The sequence below is a fragment of the Kitasatospora sp. NPDC057223 genome (assembly GCF_042669755.1).
Taxonomy (GTDB): Bacteria; Actinomycetota; Actinomycetes; order Streptomycetales; family Streptomycetaceae; genus Kitasatospora.
Genome location: NZ_JBHUWW010000096.1, coordinates 11694 through 34935, shown reverse-complemented (window position 1 = coordinate 34935; position 23242 = coordinate 11694). Strand labels below are relative to the sequence as shown.

The 23242-nt window shown below is 70.9% G+C and carries 15 protein-coding genes and 2 tRNA genes; 14 read left to right on the top strand and 3 right to left on the bottom strand.

What is annotated here, in order from left to right:
* Window positions 1-257 precede the first annotated feature (257 nt).
* A complete protein-coding gene (locus ACFUK0_RS28220) occupies window positions 258-1298 on the top strand; it encodes a UDP-N-acetylmuramate dehydrogenase (RefSeq protein WP_380255076.1) in 1041 nt (346 codons plus the stop codon).
* A 25-nt stretch (window positions 1299-1323) separates the two neighbouring features.
* Here the strand turns inward: ACFUK0_RS28220 and ACFUK0_RS28215 are convergent, their stop codons facing one another.
* Both ACFUK0_RS28215 and ACFUK0_RS28210 read right to left on the bottom strand, forming a co-directional pair.
* Entirely contained in the window at window positions 1324-2352 is a 1029-nt protein-coding gene (locus ACFUK0_RS28215) for an adenosine deaminase (RefSeq protein WP_380255074.1), read from the bottom strand.
* Window positions 2353-2442: 90 nt separating this feature from the next.
* Window positions 2443-3690, bottom strand: coding sequence for a pyridoxal phosphate-dependent aminotransferase (locus ACFUK0_RS28210; protein WP_380255072.1), 1248 nt, complete (start codon window positions 3688-3690; stop codon window positions 2443-2445).
* A gap of 249 nt (window positions 3691-3939) precedes the next feature.
* Here ACFUK0_RS28210 and ACFUK0_RS28205 point away from each other — a divergent pair.
* From ACFUK0_RS28205 to ACFUK0_RS28145, 13 genes are all read left to right on the top strand, one after another.
* Window positions 3940-4012: transfer RNA gene (locus ACFUK0_RS28205), tRNA-Trp, on the top strand.
* Window positions 4013-4157: 145 nt separating this feature from the next.
* Window positions 4158-4523: a preprotein translocase subunit SecE gene (gene secE, locus ACFUK0_RS28200; protein ID WP_380255070.1), complete on the top strand. Its 366-nt coding sequence runs from the start codon at window positions 4158-4160 to the stop codon at window positions 4521-4523.
* Window positions 4524-4750: 227 nt separating this feature from the next.
* Window positions 4751-5668 (top strand): transcription termination/antitermination protein NusG, encoded by a 918-nt coding sequence (gene nusG / locus ACFUK0_RS28195; protein WP_380255068.1) that lies wholly within the window; start codon window positions 4751-4753, stop codon window positions 5666-5668.
* A 184-nt stretch (window positions 5669-5852) separates the two neighbouring features.
* The gene (gene rplK / locus ACFUK0_RS28190) at window positions 5853-6287 is read left to right on the top strand and encodes a 50S ribosomal protein L11 (RefSeq protein WP_380255066.1); all 435 of its coding nucleotides are present in this window, start codon (window positions 5853-5855) and stop codon (window positions 6285-6287) included.
* 76 nt (window positions 6288-6363) lie between these two features.
* Entirely contained in the window at window positions 6364-7086 is a 723-nt protein-coding gene (rplA, locus tag ACFUK0_RS28185) for a 50S ribosomal protein L1 (protein WP_380255064.1), read from the top strand.
* Window positions 7087-7285: 199 nt separating this feature from the next.
* The gene (locus ACFUK0_RS28180; protein WP_380255062.1) at window positions 7286-8128 is read left to right on the top strand and encodes a hypothetical protein; all 843 of its coding nucleotides are present in this window, start codon (window positions 7286-7288) and stop codon (window positions 8126-8128) included.
* Between the two features lie 75 nt (window positions 8129-8203).
* Complete coding sequence (locus tag ACFUK0_RS28175; protein WP_380255060.1) at window positions 8204-9067, top strand: hypothetical protein; 864 nt, start codon at window positions 8204-8206, stop codon at window positions 9065-9067.
* 420 nt (window positions 9068-9487) lie between these two features.
* Window positions 9488-10060: a 50S ribosomal protein L10 gene (rplJ, locus tag ACFUK0_RS28170; RefSeq protein ID WP_380255058.1), complete on the top strand. Its 573-nt coding sequence runs from the start codon at window positions 9488-9490 to the stop codon at window positions 10058-10060.
* Window positions 10061-10168: 108 nt separating this feature from the next.
* The gene (gene rplL, locus ACFUK0_RS28165) at window positions 10169-10549 is read left to right on the top strand and encodes a 50S ribosomal protein L7/L12 (protein ID WP_380255078.1); all 381 of its coding nucleotides are present in this window, start codon (window positions 10169-10171) and stop codon (window positions 10547-10549) included.
* Window positions 10550-11304: 755 nt separating this feature from the next.
* Window positions 11305-14778: a DNA-directed RNA polymerase subunit beta gene (gene rpoB, locus ACFUK0_RS28160; protein ID WP_380255056.1), complete on the top strand. Its 3474-nt coding sequence runs from the start codon at window positions 11305-11307 to the stop codon at window positions 14776-14778.
* A 101-nt stretch (window positions 14779-14879) separates the two neighbouring features.
* Window positions 14880-18773 carry a DNA-directed RNA polymerase subunit beta' gene (locus ACFUK0_RS28155; RefSeq protein ID WP_380255054.1) on the top strand — a complete coding sequence of 1298 codons (3894 nt, stop codon included), beginning with the start codon at window positions 14880-14882 and terminating at the stop codon, window positions 18771-18773.
* A 144-nt stretch (window positions 18774-18917) separates the two neighbouring features.
* Window positions 18918-18991: transfer RNA gene (locus ACFUK0_RS28150), tRNA-Met, on the top strand.
* A gap of 229 nt (window positions 18992-19220) precedes the next feature.
* A complete protein-coding gene (locus ACFUK0_RS28145; RefSeq protein ID WP_380255052.1) occupies window positions 19221-20693 on the top strand; it encodes a WGR domain-containing protein in 1473 nt (490 codons plus the stop codon).
* Between the two features lie 36 nt (window positions 20694-20729).
* Here ACFUK0_RS28145 and ACFUK0_RS28140 read toward each other — a convergent pair whose 3' ends face one another.
* Window positions 20730-23123: a helicase-associated domain-containing protein gene (locus ACFUK0_RS28140; protein WP_380255050.1), complete on the bottom strand. Its 2394-nt coding sequence runs from the start codon at window positions 23121-23123 to the stop codon at window positions 20730-20732.
* Between the last annotated feature and the right edge of the window lie 119 nt (window positions 23124-23242).

Sequence of the window (23242 nt, the reverse complement as noted above, 5' to 3'; positions counted from 1 at the left end):
GGGCCCGGGGCGAACGCCCCGGGCCCCGCCCGTTGTGCCGAGGGCGGTCAGCCGGCCGGGGGCGCGGTGCTGCCGATGGTGCGCGCCTCGTCCTCGAAGGCAGACGCACGGTGGCCGGACAGCGGGGACTACCCGTCGGCGGGCCGATTTCGGCCGTCCTGGCACCTTCGGCTCGGATGTGATCCACGACACAGTGCGGCGGGTCGCGGTGTCCGGGGCGCGCGGCCGGCGCCTGCCGGTCCCCGTACGCTGGGGGCGTGCTGGTACAACACGACGCTCCCCTCGCCCCGCTGACCACCCTCCGGCTCGGCGGCCCCGCCCGGCGGCTGGTCACCGCGACCACCGATGCCGAGGTGGTCCAGGCCGTCCGCGAGGCCGACGCCGCGGGTGAGCCGCTGCTGGTGATCGGCGGCGGCAGCAACCTGCTGATCGGCGACGGCGGGTTCGCCGGCACCGTGCTGCGGATCGCCACGACCGGCTTCGGGCTGGACGCCGCGACGCTCGAACTGGCCGCCGGCGAGGTCTGGGCCGACGCGGTGTCCCGGACGGTGGACGAGGGCCTGGCGGGCATCGAGTTCCTGGCCGGCATCCCCGGTTCGGCCGGCGCCACGCCGGTGCAGAACGTCGGCGCGTACGGCCAGGAGGTGTCGAGCAGCATCACCGAGGTGGTCGCGTACGACCGCCGGGCGGGCGGGACGGTCACCCTGACCGGCGCCGAGTGCGGGTTCTCCTACCGCCACAGCCGTTTCAAGGCCGACCCCGAGCGCTACGTGGTGCTGCGGGTGCGCTTCGCGCTGGAGGACAACGGCGGGCTCTCCACCCCGGTGAAGTACGCCGAGACGGCCCGGCACCTGGGCGTCGAGCAGGGCGAGCGGGTCGGCCTGGCGGCCGCCCGGGACGCCGTGCTGCGCCTGCGCTCCGGCAAGGGCATGGTGCTGGACCCGGCCGACCACGACACCTGGTCGGCGGGTTCCTTCTTCACCAATCCCGTCCTGACGGCCGCTCAGTACCAGGCGTTCCTGGCCGGGCTGGACGGCCGCACCGCCCCCGCCTACCCCGCGCCGGACGGCTGCACCAAGACCTCCGCAGCCTGGCTGATCGACCAGGCCGGCTTCGGCAAGGGCTACGGCAGCGGGCCGGCCACGCTCTCCACCAAGCACACCCTGGCGCTCACCAACCGGGGCGGCGCCACCGCCGGGGACCTGCTGGCACTGGCCCGGGAGATCCGGGACGGTGTGCGGTCGGCCTTCGGGGTGGAGCTGGTCAACGAGCCGGTGCTGGTGGGCGTCGCCCTCTAGGCGTCCCCGGACCCGGCCCGGCCGGTCAGCCCGTCAGCCAGGTGTCGATGTCGGCGAGCAGCTCCTTCCGGACGCTCTCCGGCGCGCGCGAGCCCCGGACGGACTGCCGGGCGAGTTCGGCGAGTTCGGCGTCGTTGAAGCCGAGCACGTCCCGGGCCAGGCCGTACTGCTCGGCCAGCCGGGAGCCGAACAGCAGCGGGTCGTCGGCGCCCAGCGCGAGCGGCACGCCCGCCTCGAAGAGCCTGCGCAGCGGTACGTCCTCGGCCCGCTCGTAGACGCCGAGCGAGACGTTGGAGGACGGGCAGACCTCGCAGGTGATCTCGCGGTCGGCGAGGCGCTGCATCAGCCGCGGGTCCTCCGCGGCGCGCACGCCGTGGCCGATCCGGCCCGCGCCGAGGTCGTCCAGGCAGTCCCGGACGGACTCCGGGCCGGACAGCTCGCCGCCGTGCGGCGCGGCCAGCAGGCCGCCGTTCCTGGCGATCGCGAAGGCCCGGTCGAAGTCCCTGGCGAGGCCGCGCCGCTCGTCGTTGGAGAGGCCGAAGCCCACCACGCCCTGGTCGGCGTACCGGACGGCGAGGCGGGCCAGTGTCCGGGCGTCCATCGGGGACTTCATCCGGTTGGCCGCGACCAGCACCCTGATGCCGACCCCGGTGGCCTCGGAGGCGTGCCGGACGGCGTCCAGGACGAGCTCCAGGGCCGGGATCAGTCCGCCGAGCAGCGGCGCGTACGAGGTCGGGTCGACCTGGATCTCCAGCCAGCGGGAGCCGTCGCGCCGCTCGTCCTCGGCCGTCTCCAGGACGAGCCGGCGGATGTCCTCCTCGTCCCGCAGGACGGAGCGGGCCGTGTCGTAGAGCCGCTGGAAGCGGAACCAGCCGCGTTCGTCGGTGGCGCGCAGCTGTGGCGGCTCGCCGGAGCTGAGGGCCTCGGGCAGCCGCATCCGGTGCTTGTCGGCGAGCTCCAGCAGGGTGGCCGGGCGCATCGAGCCGGTGAAGTGCAGGTGGAGATGGGCCTTGGGCAGGTCCCTCACGTCGCGGGGTACAGGCAGGCGTTCCATTCGCTGATCCTGCCGTATCCGGGCCCCGGACGGGAACCGCCCCCGTCACGTCCCTCGAAGGGGTGACGGGGGCGGTGGTTTCGGCGCGGGTCAGGCGACGGCCTCGCCGAGCAGCTTCTGCAGCCGGCCGACGCCCTCGGCGAGGTCGGCGTCCCCGAGTGCGTAGGAGAGCCGCAGGTAGCCGGGGGTGCCGAAGGCCTCGCCGGGGACGACCGCGACCTCGGCCTCGTCCAGGATCAGGCTCGCCAGCTCGGCGGAGGTCGCCGGGCGCTTGCCGCGGATCTCCTTGCCGAGCAGGCCCTTCACCGACGGGTAGACGTAGAACGCGCCCTCGGGCTCGGGGCAGACCACGCCGTCGATCTCGTTGAGCATCCGCACGATGGTGCGCCGGCGGCGGTCGAACGAGGTGCGCATCTCGTGCACGGCGGAGAGGTCGCCGGCCACCGCCGCGATCGCGGCGCGCTGGGCCACGTTCGAGACGTTGGAGGTGGCGTGCGACTGGAGGTTGGTCGCGGCCTTGATGACGTCCTGCGGGCCGATCACCCAGCCCACCCGCCAGCCGGTCATCGCGTAGGTCTTGGCCACGCCGTTGACCACGACGGTCTTGTCGGCGAGTTCGGGCAGCAGGGCCGGCAGCGAGACGAACTCGGCGTCGCCGTAGACCAGGTGCTCGTAGATCTCGTCGGTGAGCACCCAGAGGCCGTGCTCCAGGGCCCAGCGGCCGACCGCCTCGACCTCGTCGCGGGTGTACACCGCGCCGGTCGGGTTGGAGGGCGAGACGAACAGCAGGACCTTGGTGTTCTCGGTGCGCGCGGCCTCCAGCTGCTCGACCGAGACCTTGTAGCCGGTGGTCTCGTCGGCCACGACCTCGACCGGGACGCCGCCCGCGAGCTGGATCGACTCCGGGTAGGTGGTCCAGTACGGGGCCGGGACGATGACCTCGTCGCCCGGGTCGAGGATCGCGGCGAAGGCCTCGTAGATGGCCTGCTTGCCGCCGTTGGTGACCAGCACCTGCGAGGCGTCCACCCGGTAGCCGGAGTCGCGCAGCGTCTTGGCGGCGATCGCGGCCTTGAGCTCGGGCAGGCCGCCGGCAGGGGTGTAGCGGTGGTTCCTGGGGTCGCGGCAGGCCTCGACGGCGGCGTCGACGATGTAGTCCGGGGTGGGGAAGTCCGGCTCGCCTGCGCCGAAGCCGATGACCGGCCGGCCGGCCGCCTTGAGGGCCTTGGCCTTGGCGTCCACCGCGAGGGTGGCGGACTCGGCGATCGCACCGATCCGGGCGGACACCCGGCGGTCGGCGGGGCGGACGGAACTGTCGGGCTGCGGGGTGGAAGCGCTCATGCCTGAATGTTCGCAGAACCGGGACGGACCGGGCATCGCGGTTTCACCATGCGTACGCGCACGGGGTGGACCGCGGCGGCCGGGGCGCACCGTCCGGGGCTCCCGGGGGTGAGAGGTTCGACCAAACGCCCTGGAACACGTACACTCACTGCTCGATGGCTCCCGAACTGCGGTGTCCGAAGTCACTGTCTGTACAGCGGCTCAGGATGCGGTAGGTTGGGGGACACTGCAGGCGCCGCAAGGTGCCGTAGGGCAATAGCTCAATTGGTAGAGCACCGGTCTCCAAAACCGGCGGTTGGGGGTTCAAGTCCCTCTTGCCCTGCTGCTTGATCCGTGGCAAGCCCGTTCGCTCTCGTCGAGCGAGCGGGCTTGATGCGGAGAGGGCCACAATCAGCACTGCTTTCGCCGGATCGCTCGTGCTCAAGGCGCGCGCGACGCTCGGCTGGACCGGATTCAGGTGAGGACGAGTGACGGAGACCACGGGCTCCACCGCAACGCCTGAGAGCGGCAACCCTGAGGGTGCCGAAGGCGCTGACGGGGCCACGCCTGCCGAGGGCGGGGACAAGGCGCTCTCGCGCCGCGACCGCAAGCGTGCCGGCCGCGGTGGCGACGGCGACAAGAAGTCCGGTAAGCGCGCCAAGAAGGGCGTGTTCGCCCGGCTGGCGCTGTTCTACCGCCAGATCATCGCGGAGCTGCGCAAGGTCGTCTGGCCGAGCCGCAACGAGCTGGTCAACTACACCACCGTCGTGGTCGTCTTCGTTGTCGTGATCATGGGCCTGGTGGCCAGTCTCGACTTCGGCTTCGCCAAGCTCAGCCTGTGGATCTTCGGCTGACCGACCTCCGCCCCACCGACTTCAGCACCAAGGACAAGCACACCGACCCGGGCCGATTCATTGGTCCGGGTCGAGCTGTCGGCGGCGATCGTACGAGCCCGCTACCGTGGACTCGGTACTGTTGAAGTCTCTGAGTCGTTTTTCCTGGCGCGCCCGCGAGAGCAGCGCGGCGCCGGAGCGGCCCGGAGCGCGCCATCTTCACCATCTCCAGGAAAGAAGCAGCCACCGTGTCTGAGTCCCCCCTGTACGACGCCGACGAGACCGTCCGCGAGGCGGATGTCGCCGCCGAGCTGGACGCGGCCGCACTGGCTGACAGTGCCGCCGACTCCGAGTCCGCCGAGCAGATCGTGGACGCCGCGGACAGCGACGAGGACGAGGTCGAGGCGTCCGACGAGGACGAGGCCGACGTGCCCGCCGAGGTCGCCGCGCTGCACGTGGAGTCCGACGAGGACGACGAGGACGCTGCCGAGGCCGACGAAGAGGACGAGGACGAGGACGCTGCTGCCGAGGCCGAGGCCGAGGAGGAGCCCGAGGTCGAGGTCGACCCGGTCGCCGAGTTCCGCGAGAAGCTGCGCACCGCGCCGGGCGAGTGGTACGTCATCCACACCTACGCCGGCTACGAGAACCGCGTGAAGCAGAACCTGGAGCAGCGCTCCGTCTCCCTGAACGTCGAGGACTACATCTTCCAGTCCGAGGTGCCGCAGGAGGAGGTCGTCCAGATCAAGAACGGCGACCGCAAGACCATCCGCCAGAACAAGCTCCCCGGCTACGTCCTGGTCCGCATGGACCTCACCCCGGAGTCCTGGGGCGTCGTGCGCAACACCCCCGGTGTCACCGGCTTCGTCGGCAACGCCTACGACCCGTACCCGCTGACGCTGGACGAGGTCGTCAAGATGCTCGCCCCCGACGTGGAGCGCCAGGCGGCCAAGGACGCCGGCCGCCCGATGCCGGGCAAGCCGGTCGAGGTCCAGGTGCTCGACTTCGAGGTCGGCGACTCGGTCACCGTCACCGACGGGCCGTTCGCCACGCTGCAGGCGACGATCAACGAGATCAACCCGGACTCCAAGAAGGTCAAGGGCCTGGTCGAGATCTTCGGTCGCGAGACCCCGGTCGAGCTCTCGTTCGACCAGATCCAGAAGAACTGACCCGGCCGCAGGTAAATCTGCACAGGTCTTCGGTTCGGGGGCGGGGCTTCGGCTCCGCCCCCGAACCGTTTTGGTCCAGCGACGCATCCGCGTTAGCCTGGTCCGATGTGTGCGCTGCCTTCCGGGTGTCGCCCCGCCTGGCCGCACACTTCGACAATCCCCTCTCAGAAGGACCCGGAGAGACATGCCTCCCAAGAAGAAGAAGGTCACGGGGCTTATCAAGCTCCAGATCAAGGCCGGCGCGGCCAACCCGGCTCCGCCGGTCGGCCCCGCGCTGGGCCAGCACGGCGTGAACATCATGGAGTTCTGCAAGGCCTACAACGCTGCGACCGAGTCGCAGCGCGGCATGATCGTGCCGGTGGAGATCACGGTCTACGACGACCGTTCCTTCACCTTCGTCACGAAGACGCCGCCGGCCGCGCGCCTCATCCTGAAGGCCGCGGGCGTGGAGAAGGGCTCGGCCGAGCCGCACAAGACCAAGGTCGCCAAGATCACCGGCGCCCAGGTCCGCGAGATCGCCACCGTGAAGCTCCCCGACCTGAACGCCAACGACCTGGACGCCGCCGCGAAGATCATCGCCGGCACCGCCCGGTCGATGGGCATCACGGTCGAGGGCTGATCAGCCCCCTTCGTCCCTGTGGTAGGGCCAGCGCGGCCCGAGACACCACAACTCCGCTATCTATTCAGGAGCAGCAGTGAAGCGCAGCAAGGCTCTGACGGCCGCGGCCGCCAAGGTTGACCGCGACCGTCTCTACGCACCCCTTGAGGCCATCCGCCTCGCCAAGGAGACGTCGACCACCAAGTTCGACGGCACCGTCGAGGTCGCCATGCGTCTGGGCGTCGACCCGCGCAAGGCCGACCAGATGGTCCGCAGCACCGTGATCCTCCCGCACGGCACCGGTAAGACCGCTCGGGTCCTGGTCTTCGCGACCGGCGAGCGTGCCGAGGCCGCGCGTGCTGCGGGTGCCGACATCGTCGGCTCCGACGAGCTCATCGACGAGGTCGCCAAGGGCCGCCTCGACTTCGACGCCGTCGTCGCCACCCCGGACCTCATGGGCAAGGTCGGCCGCCTCGGCCGCGTGCTCGGCCCGCGTGGTCTGATGCCGAACCCGAAGACCGGAACCGTGACCCCGGACGTGGCCAAGGCCGTGAACGAGATCAAGGGCGGCAAGATCGAGTTCCGCGTCGACAAGCACTCGAACCTGCACTTCATCATCGGTAAGGTCTCCTTCACCGACGAGCAGCTGGTCGAGAACTACGCCGCCGCCCTCGACGAGGTGCTCCGCGCCAAGCCGTCCGCGGCCAAGGGCCGGTACATCAAGAAGACCGCGATCGCGACCACGATCGGCCCCGGCATCCAGGTGGACCCGAACCGCACCCGCAACCTCCTGGTCGAGGAGGACCCGGCCTCCGTCTGAGCCCTCGTGCTCTGACCGGCGGTCGCGTCCTGGGCGCAGCTCAGTCCGTACGGCGGGCCCGTACCCCCTTTTCCCGGGGGTACGGGCCCGCTGTCGTTGCTCCGGGCCGCCTACCCGGCACGGGATACCCCCGGCCGCCGGTCGCGTCGGCCGCCGGATTACGCTCGGCTGACCCTGCCCGCGTCCTGTGGAGCGTCCCGTGCCGTCCGACCGAATAGTCGCCCTGGGGGTGGTGGCGACCCTGACGGTGTTCGGCGCCGCCATCGCCACCCTCGACGTGAGCAGCGGCCCCGGGCCCGGCTCGCAGCCAGGCGCCGTCTCGCAGGGCACGCCGGCCGAGCGCCCGGCCCGGCAGGTACTGATGGCTGCCGCCCAGGGCCTGGACGACTCGGGCAGCGCCCGGATCCGCACCGACCGGCAGGGGCCGGCGGGGCAGAGCAGTGCGGACGGCACGCTCTCCTGGGGCGCCAGGGACATCGGCGACCTGCGGCTCACCGACCGGCTGGGCAGCGGCCGGGTGCTGGTGGTGGACGGTCTCTGCTACGTCGCACACGACGCGCCGGCCGGCGGGCTCCCCGGCGGCCGGTGGCAGCGGTCCGAGCGGGCCGGGGCGGAGGCCCTCGATCCGGCCGGAGCCGGAGCCGGCGGCTACGCGGGCGGCTGGATGACCGGGCTGGTGTCGAACCCCAGCGGCCGGCTGCGCTCGGTCGCCCTGGTCGGGAAGCTCAGCACGGTGGGGACCGAGGACGTCGGCGGCACCCCGGCCACCCACTACCGGGCGAGCGCCACCGTCGAGGCGCTGTTCGGGGCCGACCAGAACCTGACCGGGCCGCGACTGGCGGCCGTCCTCGGGTACTACCGGGCGCAGGGCACGGAATCGGTCGACTACGACGTCTGGATCACCGAGGAGGACCGGCTGCTGCGGATGCGGCAGACCGTGCAGGGCCCGGCCGGAACCGAAGTCACCACCACGGCTGTCTCCGACCCGGGAGTGGCGTTCGAGGTCCGGGCCCCCGCGCCGGCCGAGGTCGTCGGCGGGTAGGCCCGCGCGGGGCGGAGGGCGGCCGCGTGACATGGTGGACGGCACCGGCAGCAGGTATCGAGGGCAGGAGACGGCATGGCAGTGCGGCGGCGGATGACGGCCGGGGTGGCCGTCGTGCTGCTCGCGGGCGCGCTGGCCGGGTGCACCGGTGGGGCGGCCCCGGCCGCCGGCCCGGCCACGCCCAGTGCGCCGAGCTCGGTGGGCGCTTCGCCGACCGATGCCGCCAAGCCCACCGACCGCTCCCCGCACGGGGTGCTGCTCTCGGCCCAGATCGCCATGCAGACCGCCCGCCGGGCCAAGATCGCCTACCGGCTCGGCCAGGACAGCGCCACCGGACTGCTGTTCTGGCAGCCCAAGACGGCCCTGCAGATCAAGCGCAGCACGCCGGGCACCTCCGAGCAGCTGATCGTCATGGACACCACGGCCTACCAGGGCGGGGACGAGGCCACCGCCGCCCGCCTGAGCGGCCGCCACTGGGAGAAGTTCAGCGGCGCCGCCGGCCCGGACGGGCACCGCGAGGTCCCGTACGCGGGGCTGTTCGACCAGCTCAACCCGGTCGTCGCGCTGGCCGCGGCGACCGCGGTGAGCGATCCGGTGCTGGTCGGCGAGGAGAAGATCGACGACAGCACGGTCCAGCACTACCGGGTCACCACCACGGCGGCGCAGTACGCGGCGGCCCAGACCCAGCTGAGCGCGGCCCGCCGGCAGGGGCTCGAGTCGGCGCTGGCGCCCGGCGGGGCCACCTCGCTGACGCTCGACCTGTGGCTGAACGACAAGGACCAGGTCGTCCAGCTGCGGCGGACGGGCGCCGGGCCGGACGGCAGCGCCGACGACACGGTGCTGTACTCCGACTTCGGCGGGGCCCTGTCGCTCCAGGCTCCGGCCGAGACGGACACCGCCGACGGCGGGACCCGCAGCATCGCGCCGACCGCCCGCTGAGCCCGGCTGCCGGCTGAGCCCGGTTGCCCGCTGTGCCCGACTGCCCGCTGAGCCCGCCCGCTGAGCCCGCCCGTCCCGGGACGGAGCGGGGCGATTTGCTTCAAACCTTGTGGCCGGGCTACTTTGGTGGAAGCCAAAGACCGCTGGTTGTCGTCGTGTGCTCGCAGGAGTGCGGGGCGACCGAAGGATCTGCGAATTTCCGCAGACAGCCCGCGCAGGAGTGTTTGGAGCTTGGACTTCCGGTCCGTTCGGTTCGCCGTCCGGCCGTAGAGGTCTTCTTGAGCCCCGTGCGCCTGCGCACCGGGGCTCTCACTGTTTTGCAGGGTGTCTCCTTCCGACCAGACCGGCGTGTCCGAGGTACAGATGGTCGACTTTCGCAGGTCGGCCCGACTTCGACATCACGGAAGGAGGCGTAAGCCTATGGCAAGGCCTGACAAGGCTGCAGCCGTCGCCGAGATCACGGACAAGTTCCGTGCCTCGAACGCGGCCGTGCTGACCGAGTACCGCGGTCTGACGGTGAAGCAGGTGAAGAACCTGCGTCGCTCGCTGGGCGAGAACGCCCAGTACGCCGTGGTGAAGAACACGCTGACCAAGATCGCTGCCCATGAGGCCGGGATCACGGAGCTCGACGACCTGTTCGCGGGTCCGACGGCTGTCGCCTTCGTCACCGGTGACCCGGTGGAGTCGGCGAAGGCTCTGCGTGACTTCGCCAAGGACAACCCCGCTCTCATCATCAAGGGCGGTGTCCTTGACGGTAAGGCGCTGTCCGCCGATGAGATCAAGAAGCTCGCGGACCTCGAGTCCCGCGAGGTGCTGCTCGCCAAGCTGGCCGGCGGTCTGAAGGCGTCCATGGCGAAGGCCGCGGCTACCTTCCAGGCTCCGCTGGTGGAGTTCGCCCGCACTGCCGAGGCGCTCCGGGCGAAGGTCGAGCAGGGCGGTGCCGGTACGCCGGCTCCCGCCGAGGCCGAGGACACCACCGAGGCTGCCGAGTAATCCACGCTCACGCGTGAGGCACTCAGCGTCCGGTACCTCCGGTCGCAGCGGGCCCGTACGCCCGCCATCCCGTACATCCGGCACCTGCCGAACAAGTGGAAGGACGCCATCATGGCGAAGCTGTCCCAGGACGAGCTGCTCGAGCAGTTCGCGACCCTGACCCTGATCGAGCTCTCCGAGTTCGTCAAGGCGTTCGAGGAGAAGTTCGACGTCAAGGCTGCCGCCCCGGCCGCTGCCGTCATCGCCGGCCCCGCCGCCGTTGAGGCCGTCGAGGAGCAGGACGAGTTCGACGTCATCCTCGAGAGCGCCGGCGACAAGAAGATCCAGGTCATCAAGGAGGTGCGCGCCCTCACCTCCCTCGGCCTGAAGGAGGCGAAGGACCTCGTTGACGGTACCCCGAAGCCGGTCCTGGAGAAGGTTGCCAAGGACGCTGCCGAGAAGGCCAAGGCCCAGCTCGAGGCCGCTGGCGCCAAGGTCACCGTCAAGTGACTGCGCGCCCCCTCTGAGGGGGCACGGGGCCGGGCCGATCACCCTTGCGGGTGGTCGGCCCGGCTTTTTTCGTAGGCCCGTTCGTGTCCCGGGCCGCTGCCGGCGGCTGCCGTCGGACATCGTGGCCGATTGTGCTCTCGGCACTGTCCGTCCCGGCAGGTATGGTGATCGCTGTCGACCGCAGTGGCTCCCACCACGGGTTCTGTAACGCCGGAGGGGTCTCGGTCGATAGACAGGTCGAGGCCCGCACTCCCGTGGGGGCCTTGACGAACGGAACCCGGCGCGCGATTCTCAAGGCGCGTCGTGTGCATGGAGTGCGCGGACGGTTGGCGAGGCCCTGGATGCATATTCAGCGGCCCCAGCGGGAAGTGACTCCATGTGAGACGCGGTGGCCCGGGAGTGTGCGGGCCGCCGTCGGTTCGAGGGCAGGGACCACCCTGCGGTACGGCCCCCCAGGGGGCCGGGGCCGCGCGGGTGGCTACCGGGAGGAGTCTCCGATTCGGTCTCCGAATCAGAGCTGGACAGCAGTGTGCCTATTGGCTACACTGTCCCTTTGCGCTGCCTGTTAGCTGCTCCGTGACTCGTCGCCCGGAGTGTGCGTTGCCCTGAAGGGGTCTGGCACCGCCTCCGCAACGCGGCTCTGACCTGGGGTTCCGACCCCGGCTGAGACCCACGGCGCCGGGGGTGGCACCAAACCCGTCGAGGCCGGCCGGTACGCGCGTAGTGAGCTCCGAGCCCTCGGAAGGACCCCCCTCTTGGCCGCGCCGCGCAACGCCTCGAACAATGCCAATTCCACCGCCCCGCTCCGCGTTTCCTTCGCGAAGATCAAGGAGCCCCTCGAGGTCCCGAACCTCCTGGCCCTGCAGACCGAGAGCTTTGACTGGCTGCTCGGGAATGCGGCCTGGAAGTCCCGGGTCGAGGCGGCCCTGGAGAGTGGTCAGGACGTCCCCACGAAGTCCGGTCTGGAGGAGATCTTCGAAGAGATCTCCCCGATCGAGGACTTCAGCGGGTCGATGTCGCTGACCTTCCGCGACCACCGTTTCGAGCCGCCGAAGAACTCCATCGACGAGTGCAAGGACCGCGACTTCACGTTCGCGGCCCCGCTCTTCGTCACCGCGGAGTTCACCAACAACGAGACCGGTGAGATCAAGTCTCAGACGGTCTTCATGGGCGACTTCCCGCTCATGACCCACAAGGGCACCTTCGTGATCAACGGCACCGAGCGTGTCGTGGTCTCGCAGCTGGTCCGCTCCCCGGGTGTGTACTTCGACTCCACCCTGGACAAGGTGTCCGACAAGGACATCTACTCCTGCAAGGTCATCCCCTCGCGTGGTGCCTGGCTGGAGATGGAGATCGACAAGCGCGACATGGTCGGTGTCCGCATCGACCGCAAGCGCAAGCAGTCGGTCACCGTGCTGCTCAAGGCCCTCGGCTGGACCAACGAGATGATTCTCGAGGAGTTCGGCGAGTACGAGTCGATGCGCGCCACCCTGGAGAAGGACCACACCCAGGGCCAGGACGACGCGCTGCTCGACATCTACCGCAAGCTGCGTCCCGGCGAGCCGCCGACCCGCGAGGCCGCGCAGACGCTTCTGGAGAACCTCTACTTCAACCCGAAGCGCTACGACCTCGCCAAGGTCGGCCGTTACAAGGTCAACCGCAAGCTGGGCAACGCCGAGTCGCTGGACTCCGGCGTGCTCACCGAGCCCGACATCATCGGTGCGATCAAGTACCTGGTGAAGCTGCACGCGGGCGAGACGGAGTGGCGCGACACCGAGGGTCGCGACATCGTCGTCGAGGTCGACGACATCGACCACTTCGGCAACCGTCGCCTGCGCAACGTCGGCGAGCTGATCCAGAACCAGGTCCGTACGGGTCTCGCCCGTATGGAGCGCGTCGTGCGCGAGCGCATGACCACCCAGGACGTCGAGGCGATCACGCCGCAGACCCTGATCAACATCCGGCCGGTCGTCGCCTCCATCAAGGAGTTCTTCGGCACCAGCCAGCTGTCCCAGTTCATGGACCAGACGAACCCGCTGTCGGGCCTGACCCACAAGCGCCGTCTGTCCGCGCTGGGCCCGGGTGGTCTGTCCCGTGAGCGCGCCGGCTTCGAGGTCCGTGACGTCCACCCGTCGCACTACGGCCGCATGTGTCCGATCGAGACCCCCGAAGGCCCGAACATCGGTCTGATCGGCTCGCTCGCGTCCTACGGCCGGGTCAACGCGTTCGGCTTCATCGAGACCCCGTACCGCAAGGTCGTCGAGGGCATCGTCACCGAGCAGGTCGACTACCTGACCGCCGACGAGGAGGACCGCTTCGTCATCGCGCAGGCCAACGCCCCGCTGACGGACGACCTGCACTTCGCCGAGCCGCGTGTCCTGGTCCGCCGCCGTGGCGGCGAGATCGACTACATCCCGGGCTCCGAGATCGACTACATGGACGTCTCGCCGCGCCAGATGGTGTCCGTCGCGACCGCCATGATCCCGTTCCTCGAGCACGACGACGCCAACCGCGCGCTCATGGGCTCCAACATGATGCGCCAGGCGGTGCCGCTGCTGAAGAGCGAGGCACCCGTGGTCGGCACCGGCATGGAGTACCGCTGCGCGGTCGACGCCGCCGACGTGATCGTGGCCGAGAAGGCCGGTGTCGTCCAGGAGGTCTCGGCCGACTACGTCACCGTGGCCAACGACGACGGCACGTACACCACGTACCGCGCCGCCAAGTTCACCCGCTCCAACCAGGGCACCTCCTTCAACCAGAAGGTGCTCGTGGACGAGGGCGCCCGGGTCGAGGTCCACCAGGTGCTGGCCGACGGCCCGTGCACCGACCAGGGCGAGATGGCGCTCGGCAAGAACCTGCTCGTGGCGTTCATGTCCTGGGAGGGTCACAACTACGAGGACGCGATCATCCTGTCGCAGCGCCTCGTCCAGGACGACGTCCTCTCCTCGATCCACATCGAGGAGCACGAGGTCGACGCCCGTGACACCAAGCTGGGCCCCGAGGAGATCACCCGGGACATCCCGAACGTCTCCGAGGAGGTCCTCGCCGACCTCGACGAGCGCGGCATCATCCGCATCGGCGCGGACGTCGTCACCGGCGACATCCTGGTCGGCAAGGTCACGCCCAAGGGCGAGACCGAGCTGACCCCGGAGGAGCGCCTGCTCCGCGCGATCTTCGGCGAGAAGGCCCGTGAGGTCCGCGACACCTCGCTGAAGGTGCCGCACGGTGAGTCCGGCAAGGTCATCGGCGTCCGCGTCTTCGACCGCGAAGAGGGCGACGAGCTGCCCCCGGGCGTCAACCAGCTGGTCCGGGTCTACGTGGCCCAGAAGCGCAAGATCACCAACGGTGACAAGCTGGCCGGCCGTCACGGCAACAAGGGTGTCATCTCCAAGATCCTCCCCGTCGAGGACATGCCGTTCCTCGAGGACGGCACCCCGGTCGACATCATCCTCAACCCGCTGGGTGTCCCGTCCCGAATGAACCCGGGACAGGTCCTGGAGATCCACCTCGGGTGGCTCGCCAAGCAGGGCTGGGACGTCTCCGGTCTCGCCGAGGAGTGGGCCCAGCGCCTGCAGGTGATCGGCGCCGACACGGTCGTGGGTGGCACCAACCTCGCCACCCCGGTCTTCGACGGCGCCCGCGAGGACGAGATCACCGGCCTGCTGGACCACACCACCCTCACCCGTGACGGTGAGCGACTGGTGAACTCCACCGGCAAGGCCCGGCTGTTCGACGGCCGCTCCGGCGAGCCGTTCCCGATGCCGGTCTCGGTCGGCTACATGTACATCCTCAAGCTGCACCACCTGGTCGACGACAAGCTGCACGCCCGTTCGACCGGTCCGTACTCGATGATCACCCAGCAGCCGCTCGGTGGTAAGGCGCAGTTCGGTGGTCAGCGCTTCGGTGAGATGGAGGTGTGGGCCCTTGAGGCGTACGGCGCGGCCTACGCGCTGCAGGAGCTCCTCACCATCAAGTCCGACGACGTCCTCGGCCGTGTGAAGGTCTACGAGGCCATCGTCAAGGGCGAGAACATCCCCGAGCCCGGCATTCCCGAGTCCTTCAAGGTCCTCATCAAGGAAATGCAGTCGCTCTGCCTCAACGTGGAGGTGCTGTCCTCGGACGGCTCGTCCATCGAGATGCGGGACAGCGACGAGGACGTGTTCCGCGCCGCCGAGGAGCTCGGCATTGACCTGTCCCGGCGCGAGCCGAGCAGCGTCGAAGAGGTCTGACGGAGGTGGGGCCGGCTGCCCTCAGGTGCAGCCGGCCCACCCCCAGGCCCCCTCAGACCAGATGAACGACTTTCGACTTACGAAAGAGGGCTTGACGACCAGTGCTTGACGTCAACTTCTTCGACGAGCTCCGCATCGGCCTCGCGACCGCCGACGACATCCGCCAGTGGTCCCACGGCGAGGTCAAGAAGCCGGAGACCATCAACTACCGCACCCTGAAGCCGGAAAAGGACGGGCTCTTCTGCGAGAAGATCTTCGGCCCCACCCGGGACTGGGAGTGCTACTGCGGCAAGTACAAGCGCGTCCGCTTCAAGGGCATCATCTGTGAGCGCTGTGGCGTCGAGGTCACTCGCGCCAAGGTGCGTCGTGAGCGGATGGGCCACATCGAGCTGGCCGCGCCGGTCACCCACATCTGGTACTTCAAGGGTGTGCCCAGCCGCCTCGGCTACCTGCTCGACCTGGCGCCGAAGGACCTCGAGAAGGTCATCTACTTCGCCGCCTACATGATCACCTGGGTGGACGACGAGCGTCGCCAGCGCGACCTCCCGTCCCTGGAGGCGCATGTCTCGGTCGAGCGCCAGCAGATCGAGAACCGCCGCGACTCCGACCTCGAAGGCCGGGCCAAGAAGGCCGAGACCGACCTGGCCGAGCTCGAGGCCGAGGGCGCCAAGGCCGACGTGCGCCGCAAGGTGCGCGAAGGTGCCGAGCGTGAGATGAAGCAGCTGCGCGACCGTGCGCAGCGCGAGCTCGACCGCCTCGACGAGGTGTGGGCCCGCTTCAAGAACCTCAAGGTCCAGGACCTGGAGGGCGACGAGCTGCTCTACCGCGAGCTGCGCGACCGCTTCGGCACGTACTTCTCCGGCTCGATGGGCGCCGCGGCGCTCAAGGACCGCCTGGAGACGTTCGACCTCGCCGAGGAGTCCGAGCGCCTGCGCGAGATCATCCGCACCGGCAAGGGCCAGAAGAAGACCCGGGCGCTCAAGCGCCTCAAGGTCGTCTCGGCGTTCCTGCAGACCACCAACAAGCCCAACGGCATGGTGCTGGACTGCGTCCCGGTCATCCCGCCGGACCTCCGTCCGATGGTGCAGCTGGACGGTGGCCGCTTCGCGACCTCCGACCTGAACGACCTGTACCGCCGCGTGATCAACCGCAACAACCGCCTCAAGCGTCTCCTTGACCTCGGTGCCCCCGAGATCATCGTGAACAACGAGAAGCGGATGCTGCAGGAGGCCGTCGACGCGCTGTTCGACAACGGCCGTCGCGGCCGTCCGGTCACCGGCCCCGGCAACCGCCCGCTGAAGTCCCTGAGCGACATGCTCAAGGGCAAGCAGGGTCGTTTCCGTCAGAACCTGCTCGGCAAGCGAGTCGACTACTCGGCCCGTTCGGTCATCGTCGTCGGCCCGCAGCTCAAGCTGCACCAGTGCGGTCTGCCGAAGGCCATGGCGCTGGAGCTCTTCAAGCCGTTCGTGATGAAGCGCCTGGTGGACCTCAACCACGCGCAGAACATCAAGTCGGCGAAGCGCATGGTCGAGCGCGCCCGCCCGGTCGTCTGGGACGTCCTCGAAGAGGTCATCGCAGAGCACCCGGTGCTGCTCAACCGTGCACCCACCCTGCACCGCCTCGGCATCCAGGCCTTCGAGCCCCAGCTGGTCGAGGGCAAGGCCATCCAGATCCACCCGCTCGTCTGCACCGCGTTCAACGCGGACTTCGACGGTGACCAGATGGCCGTCCACCTGCCGCTCTCCGCGGAGGCGCAGGCCGAGGCCCGCATCCTGATGCTGTCCTCGAACAACATCCTGAAGCCGGCCGACGGTCGCCCCGTCACCATGCCGACCCAGGACATGGTGCTCGGCCTGTTCTTCCTGACGTCCGACCGTGACGTCGTCAAGGGCGGCGGCCGTGCCTTCTCCTCGACCGCCGAGGCCGTCATGGCCTTCGACGCCAAGGAGCTGGACGTCCAGGCCGTCATCGACGTCCGCCTGCCGATCGGCACCGTCCCGCCCCGTGGCTGGACCCCGCCGGTCGACGAGGACGGGCAGCCGACCTGGTTCGAGGGCGAGTCCTTCCGTCTGAAGACCACCCTGGGCCGCGCGCTCTTCAACGAGCTGCTGCCCGAGGACTACCCGTTCGTCGACTACGAGGTGGGCAAGAAGCAGCTCTCCGCGATCGTCAACGACCTGGCCGAGCGGTACCCCAAGGTCGTCGTCGCGGCGACCCTGGACAACCTGAAGGCGGCCGGCTTCCACTGGGCCACCCGCTCGGGCGTCACCGTCTCCATCTCGGACGTCGTCGTCCCGCCGCAGAAGGCCCAGATCCTCGAGGGCTACGAAGCGCAGGCCGAGAAGATCCAGAAGCAGTACGAGCGCGGTCTGATCACGAACGACGAGCGCAAGCAGGAGCTCATCGGCATCTGGACCCGTGCGACCAACGAGGTCGCCGAGGCCATGAACGCCAACTTCGAGAAGACGAACCCCATCTTCATGATGGTGGACTCCGGCGCTCGAGGAAACATGATGCAGATGCGTCAGATCGCCGGTATGCGTGGTCTGGTGTCGAACGCGAAGAACGAGACGATCGCCCGTCCCATCAAGGCGTCGTTCCGTGAGGGCCTCACCGTTCTCGAGTACTTCATCTCGACCCACGGTGCCCGTAAGGGTCTGGCCGACACCGCTCTGCGTACCGCCGACTCCGGCTACCTCACCCGTCGTCTGGTCGACGTCTCCCAGGACGTCATCATCCGCGAGGAGGACTGCGGCACCGAGCGCGGCCTCAAGCTGGCGATCGGCACCGTCGGCGAGGACGGCGTCCTGCGCAAGACGGACGACGTCGAGACCAGCGTCTACGCCCGCATGCTCGCCGAGGACATCACGGTGGACGGCAAGCTCCTTGCCACCGCCAACACCGACCTCGGCGACGTGCTGATCGACGAGCTGATCCGCGTCGGCATCAGCGAGGTCAAGACCCGCTCGATCCTCACCTGCGAGTCCGCGGTCGGCACCTGTGCCTTCTGCTACGGCCGCTCGCTGGCCACCGGCAAGCTGGTCGACATCGGTGAGGCGGTCGGCATCATCGCCGCCCAGTCCATCGGTGAGCCCGGCACCCAGCTGACCATGCGTACCTTCCACACCGGTGGTGTGGCGGGTGACGACATCACGCAGGGTCTGCCCCGTGTCGTCGAGCTCTTCGAGGCCCGTACCCCCAAGGGTGTGGCCCCGATCTCGGAGGCCTCGGGCCGGGTCCGCATCGAGGACACCGAGAAGACCCGCAAGCTCGTCGTCACCCCCGACGACGGCACCGACGAGATCGCCTACCCGGTCTCGAAGCGTGTGAAGCTGCTGGTCAGCGAGGGCGAGGCGGTCGAGGTCGGCCAGAAGCTGACCATGGGTGCCACCAACCCGCACGACGTCCTGCGGATCATGGGCCAGCGTGCGGTCCAGATCCACCTGGTCGCCGAGGTCCAGAAGGTCTACAACTCGCAGGGCGTGTCGATCCACGACAAGCACATCGAGATCATCATCCGGCAGATGCTCCGCCGCGTGACGATCATCGAGTCGGGCGACGCCGAGCTGCTCCCGGGCGAGCTCGTCGAGCGCGGCCGCTTCGAGCAGGAGAACCGTCGCGTGGTCTCGGAGAGCGGCCACCCCGCCTCCGGCCGTCCGCAGCTGATGGGTATCACCAAGGCCTCGCTGGCCACCGAGTCCTGGCTGTCGGCCGCCTCCTTCCAGGAGACGACCCGGGTGCTCACCGACGCGGCGATCCACGCCAAGTCGGACCCGCTGCTGGGCCTCAAGGAAAACGTCATCCTCGGCAAGCTCATCCCGGCCGGTACGGGTCTTCCCCGCTACCGCAACATCCGGGTCGAGCCCACCGAGGAGGCCAAGGCCGCGATGTACTCGGCCGTCGGCTACGACGACTACGACCTGTCGCCCTTCGGCGCCGGCTCCGGCCAGGCGGTCCCGCTGGACGACTACGACTACGGCCCCTACACGGGCTGAGTCGAAGGTCCTGAACCGCAGGGCGGCCACCCCGACGGGGTGGCCGCCCTGCGGCGTTCGGGCCGCAGGTGCCGGGGCCGGGAACGTCCGCACGGAAACCGATTAGGCCCTGCGGTGGATGTCGCGTAGAGTCAGGTTTACCGACGCGGGGTGGAGCAGCTCGGTAGCTCGCTGGGCTCATAACCCAGAGGTCGCAGGTTCAAATCCTGTCCCCGCTACTGCTCAGTCGAAGGGCCCGGAAGCTTCAAGCTTCCGGGCCCTTCCGCGTTGTCCGGGTTCCTCGCGCGGGGGAGGCCGGGGTGGCGCCGTCCGGCTTCGGGTGCCCGCCCGGCGCGGCCAACTGTCAGTGGTGGCACCTATCTTGGTCGTATCGACGGCCGGTGCCACCACGAGCCCGCCCGTCCGGCCCGTTCCGTGCCACCCCGCCGACCTCCCGGGAGTCCGCCGATGCCTGCCACCACCGCCTCCGCCGCCGCCACGGACGAGCAGGTCACGTACCTGGAGCTGTCCGAGGAGGAGGGGAGCGGCAGCGCGCACAAGTTCTACGAGGTGCGGCTGGCCGGCGTCGCGCTGACCATCACCTACGGGCGGATCGGCGAGCCGGGCCAGGCCCGGACGACGACGTACCCGACGGCCGAGAAGGCCGCCGCGACGGCCGCCAAGAAGGTGGGGGAGAAGGTCCGCAAGGGCTACGCCCCGGCGCAGCGCGGGCTGCGCCAGAAGCGCTCCGTCACCCGTCGGGCGATCACCAGCAGCCGGTCGAGCGCGAGCCAGGCGCCGGTGCTGTGGCGGTTCAAGTCCGGCGCCGCCGCGTTCGGCATCTTCGTCGGCGAGGAGCACGCCTGGGTCGGCAACGAGGCCGGCGACGTCTACACCCTCACCCACGACGGCGAGGTGACCGGCCGCTACGGCCTGCCGGACGGCGTGAAGTGCATCGTCGCCGACGACTACTGGATCTACGCGGGCTGCGACGACGGCCGGGTCTACGACCTCGGCGGCAAGATCCCGCGGGTGGCGTACGAGATCGCCGCCGACGTCGACATCTACTGGCTCGACATCCACGACGGCGTGCTCGGCGTCTCGGACGGCGCCGGCGGCATCACCACGGTCGACCACGAGGACGAGTTCCAGTGGCGGCGCAAGGGCGGCGGCAGCGCCGGCTGGATGGTGCGCTGCGACGAGGACGGCGTCTACCACGGCCACTCGCGCGGCGTGGCCCGCTACTCGGCGCGCGGCGGCGAGGAGTTGTGGCACACCGCGACCAAGGGCTCGGTGCTGTTCGGCTGGCAGGAGCCGGGCGAGGTCTTCGCCGGCACCTCCCAGGGCTGGGTGCACCGGCTGCGCAAGGAGGACGGCTCCGCCGTCGCGCAGTACAAGTGCGACGCGGCGGTGTTCTCCTGCGCGACCTCGCCGGACGGTCAGTACGTCTTCGCCGGCGACAACCACTCCTCGGTGTACTGCTTCGCGGCGGACGGCACCCGGCTGTGGAAGCTCGGCACCGGCTGCGGTTCGGCGTACAGCATGCAGTACCGCGACGGGCGGCTCTACCTGGTGACCACCGACGGGTCGCTGGCCTGCCTGGACGCGAGCGAGGAGGCGGTGCAGGCGGCCCAGGGCGGCCGGCTCCCGCAGACCGCCGACATCAAGGCGTCCGGCTGGGAGCGGGTGGTGCCGGGTGCGGAGCTGGAGACCGTCAGCGCGGCGCAGGCCGGGCCGACCGGCGGGATCGAGGTCGAGTGCGTCCAGGAGGGCAGCCGGACCAGGATCAGGGTCGTGACCGCGGGCTTCGACCCCGACCGGCGGGTCCAGTTCCCGAAGGACATCCGGGTGCCGGGTGCCCGCTACCTGGTGGCGGAGGTGCTGGAGTCGGGCAGCGGCGGCTTCTACCGGGCCCGCGGCGAGATCAAGCGCCTGCTCTGACCGGTAGCTCCCGGCGGCGGCCGTCAGCAGCCGCTCTCACGGCCCGAGCACCGCGGCGGCCAGCTCGGCCGGGGTGCCCGGGCCGCGGCCGTGGAAGCGGCGGGCCTCCGCGAGCGAGGGCATCGCGTTCTCGGCCCGCTCCTCGCCGGCCCGCTCGACCACCGTCGTCCCGGTCTCGGCCTCCAGGACGGGCGCGTAGCCGGCCAGCCGCAGCGCCGCCAGGGTCTCCTCCGGCGGGGCGGTGCTGATCAGGACGGTCGGGGCGATCCGGCGCAGGCCCAGCCGGGTCAGCGCCCGGACCTTCGACAGCTCCAGCACCAGCGCCTCGTCGTCCGAGCGGATGCAGCACGCCGAGCGGACCACCCGCATCCGGCCGTGCGTCCGGGCGGTGTCCTTGAGCAGGTACGTCAGGGTCTGCGGCAGCGGGAGGCCGCCCTCGGAGACCTCGGCCAGCCGGGCGGCCAACTCCGCCGCGTCCGACCCGGCGTCCAGCGCCCGGCGGACGGAGGCGGGGCCGATCCGCCACACCACGGCGTGGCCCTCGGACTCGCGGTCCGCGACCGCCGACAGCAGCTCCGTCAGCTCGGGGGCGGCGGCGCCGGACACCACCGCCGTCAGGTCGGCCTGGAACCGGGCGGTCGTGCGCGGCGGCGGGACGAGTTCGGTGAGCGCGGCGCGCAGCGCGGCCACGGCCGCCGCGAGGGCCGGGTACTGCGTCAGGCGGACGCCGGTGCCGGGCACGGCCGGGAAGTACCGCGCGGCGCCCGCCCGGAGCAGGCCGAGCACCGCACGGCCGACCGGCGTCAGCGCGCCGTGGGCGACCACTCCGAGCAGTTCGGCCTCGCGCAGCGTCGCGACGGTGCGCGCCGGGTCGGCCTCCTCGGGATCGACCGCGCCCGGATCGAACCAGGCGGCGGCTCCGGTCAGGGCGGCGAGCACCGCGTCGGGCACGGCGTCGGCCGGGCCGGCCCCCTGCCCCTCGGGCAGCCGGGCCAGTGCCTCCAGCAGGGCGCGCCGCAGCGGTACGGCGTGCTGGTCCTGCGGGGCGATCAGCGCGACCGGGGTGTCGTCCTCGTCCGGCCGGTGGCTGAACACCTCGGGGGTGACCGCCCAGGTGGCGATGACCGGGACGAGCCGGTCCGCGGGCGGCGCGGTCAGCCAGCCGTCGTAGCGCGCGGTGGGCAGCATCCGGGCCGGCAGCGGTGCGGGCGGCTTGCGGCTGCGGGTGGGCGGCGGGGTGTCCCGGTGCGGGGCGATCAGCCCGGCGTTGGCGGCCAGGTCGAGCCAGAGCCGGGCCTGCGCCTCGGGCGCCCCGATCACCTTGGCGAGGCGCCGGGTGTCGCGGACGGCGACCCCGCCGGCCTTGCGGACGGCCAGCGGCTGCGCGGCCGTCGAGCGCAGCAGCAGTTCGATCCGGGAGGCCGAGGCGGTGGCGGCGGCCTGCGCCTCGCCCGCCCAGTCGGCCGGCAGCGGGCGCAGGCCCCCGACGGCCGGCGGCTCCGGGTCGTAGGGGATCGGCTGCGCCGGATCGCGCAGGGCGGTGCCGACCTCGCCCGGGAGTTCCGCCCGCTCCGGGCCGACCGGGACGAGCAGGCCGCGCTCGGCCAGCCAGTCGACGCCGGGATCATCCGAACCCCCGGGTCGGAAGAGGAACGTGCCGGCCGTGCCGTAGTAGCCCCCGGAGTCGGGCAGGAAGCAGCGGGTGCGCAGCAGCGGCGGGCCGGCGGCGAGCAGCGCCAGCAGGGCGGCGGCCTCCGGCGGGGCGCCCGCGAGGGTGCGGCGCAGGGCGGGGGCGTCCCCGAGGTGCTCCTCGACCAGCCGCTGGGCGTCGTCCCGGGTGCGGCTCCCGGGCAGGCCGAGTCCGGCCGCCACCCGGTGGATCTCGGCGGCCCGGAACGCCTCGGAGAGCAGCCGGCCGGCCGGTCGGCCGAGGCCGAGCAACTCCGGTACCCGCTGGTGCAGCAGGGCGGGGACGACCAGCGGCCCGCCGTGCGGCGGGAGCAGGAGCGCGCGCTCCGCCAGACGGTCGAGGTCGGCGGCGGCCCGCTCACCGAGGGCGGAGAGCAGCAGGGCGCGCGGCACGGCCCGTTCGGCGGGGTCGGCCGCCCGGCCGACGGGGACGCCCAGCCGGTGCGCGGCCTGCGCCCCGGCGAAGCCGGCCAGCCCGGAGCCGGACCCGGCGGCGGGAGCCGGGCCGTGCAGGCGCTCGGCGAGCAGCGCGACGGCGGCCAGCACCTGGAACTCGGCGCGGTTCAGGCCGGTGATGCCGGTGGCCACCGAGGCGTTGCCCAGCAGCTGTTCGGCCAGCCGGGCCGGGTCGTCCAGGCCGGGGGCGCCGGTGTAGGGCAGCCGACGCTGTTCGAGAAGCTCGGTCAGCTGCCCGGCGGTGCGGGTGGTCAGCCAGGTCATCAGGGCGTCGGCGCTGGTCACGGCCCCACGGTAGCCGACCGCCGCGGCCCCGTTCACGGCATTCGCCGGACGGGCGGCGGCCGGGGGCGGGCGGCGCGGATTTCGGTGGCGCGGCGGGCCCGGCGCCCCGTACCGTCCGG

Excerpts from the sequence above, each read along its gene's own strand:
- ACFUK0_RS28215 (WP_380255074.1), bottom strand. The coding sequence starts at position 2,352 with ATGGAACGCCTGCCTGTACCCCGCGACGTGAGGGACCTGCCCAAGGCC.
- ACFUK0_RS28210 (WP_380255072.1), bottom strand. The coding sequence starts at position 3,690 with ATGAGCGCTTCCACCCCGCAGCCCGACAGTTCCGTCCGCCCCGCCGAC.
- rplK (WP_380255066.1), top strand. The coding sequence starts at position 5,853 with ATGCCTCCCAAGAAGAAGAAGGTCACGGGGCTTATCAAGCTCCAGATC.
- ACFUK0_RS28175 (WP_380255060.1), top strand. The coding sequence starts at position 8,204 with ATGGCAGTGCGGCGGCGGATGACGGCCGGGGTGGCCGTCGTGCTGCTC.
- rplJ (WP_380255058.1), top strand. The coding sequence starts at position 9,488 with ATGGCAAGGCCTGACAAGGCTGCAGCCGTCGCCGAGATCACGGACAAG.
- ACFUK0_RS28145 (WP_380255052.1), top strand. The coding sequence starts at position 19,221 with ATGCCTGCCACCACCGCCTCCGCCGCCGCCACGGACGAGCAGGTCACG.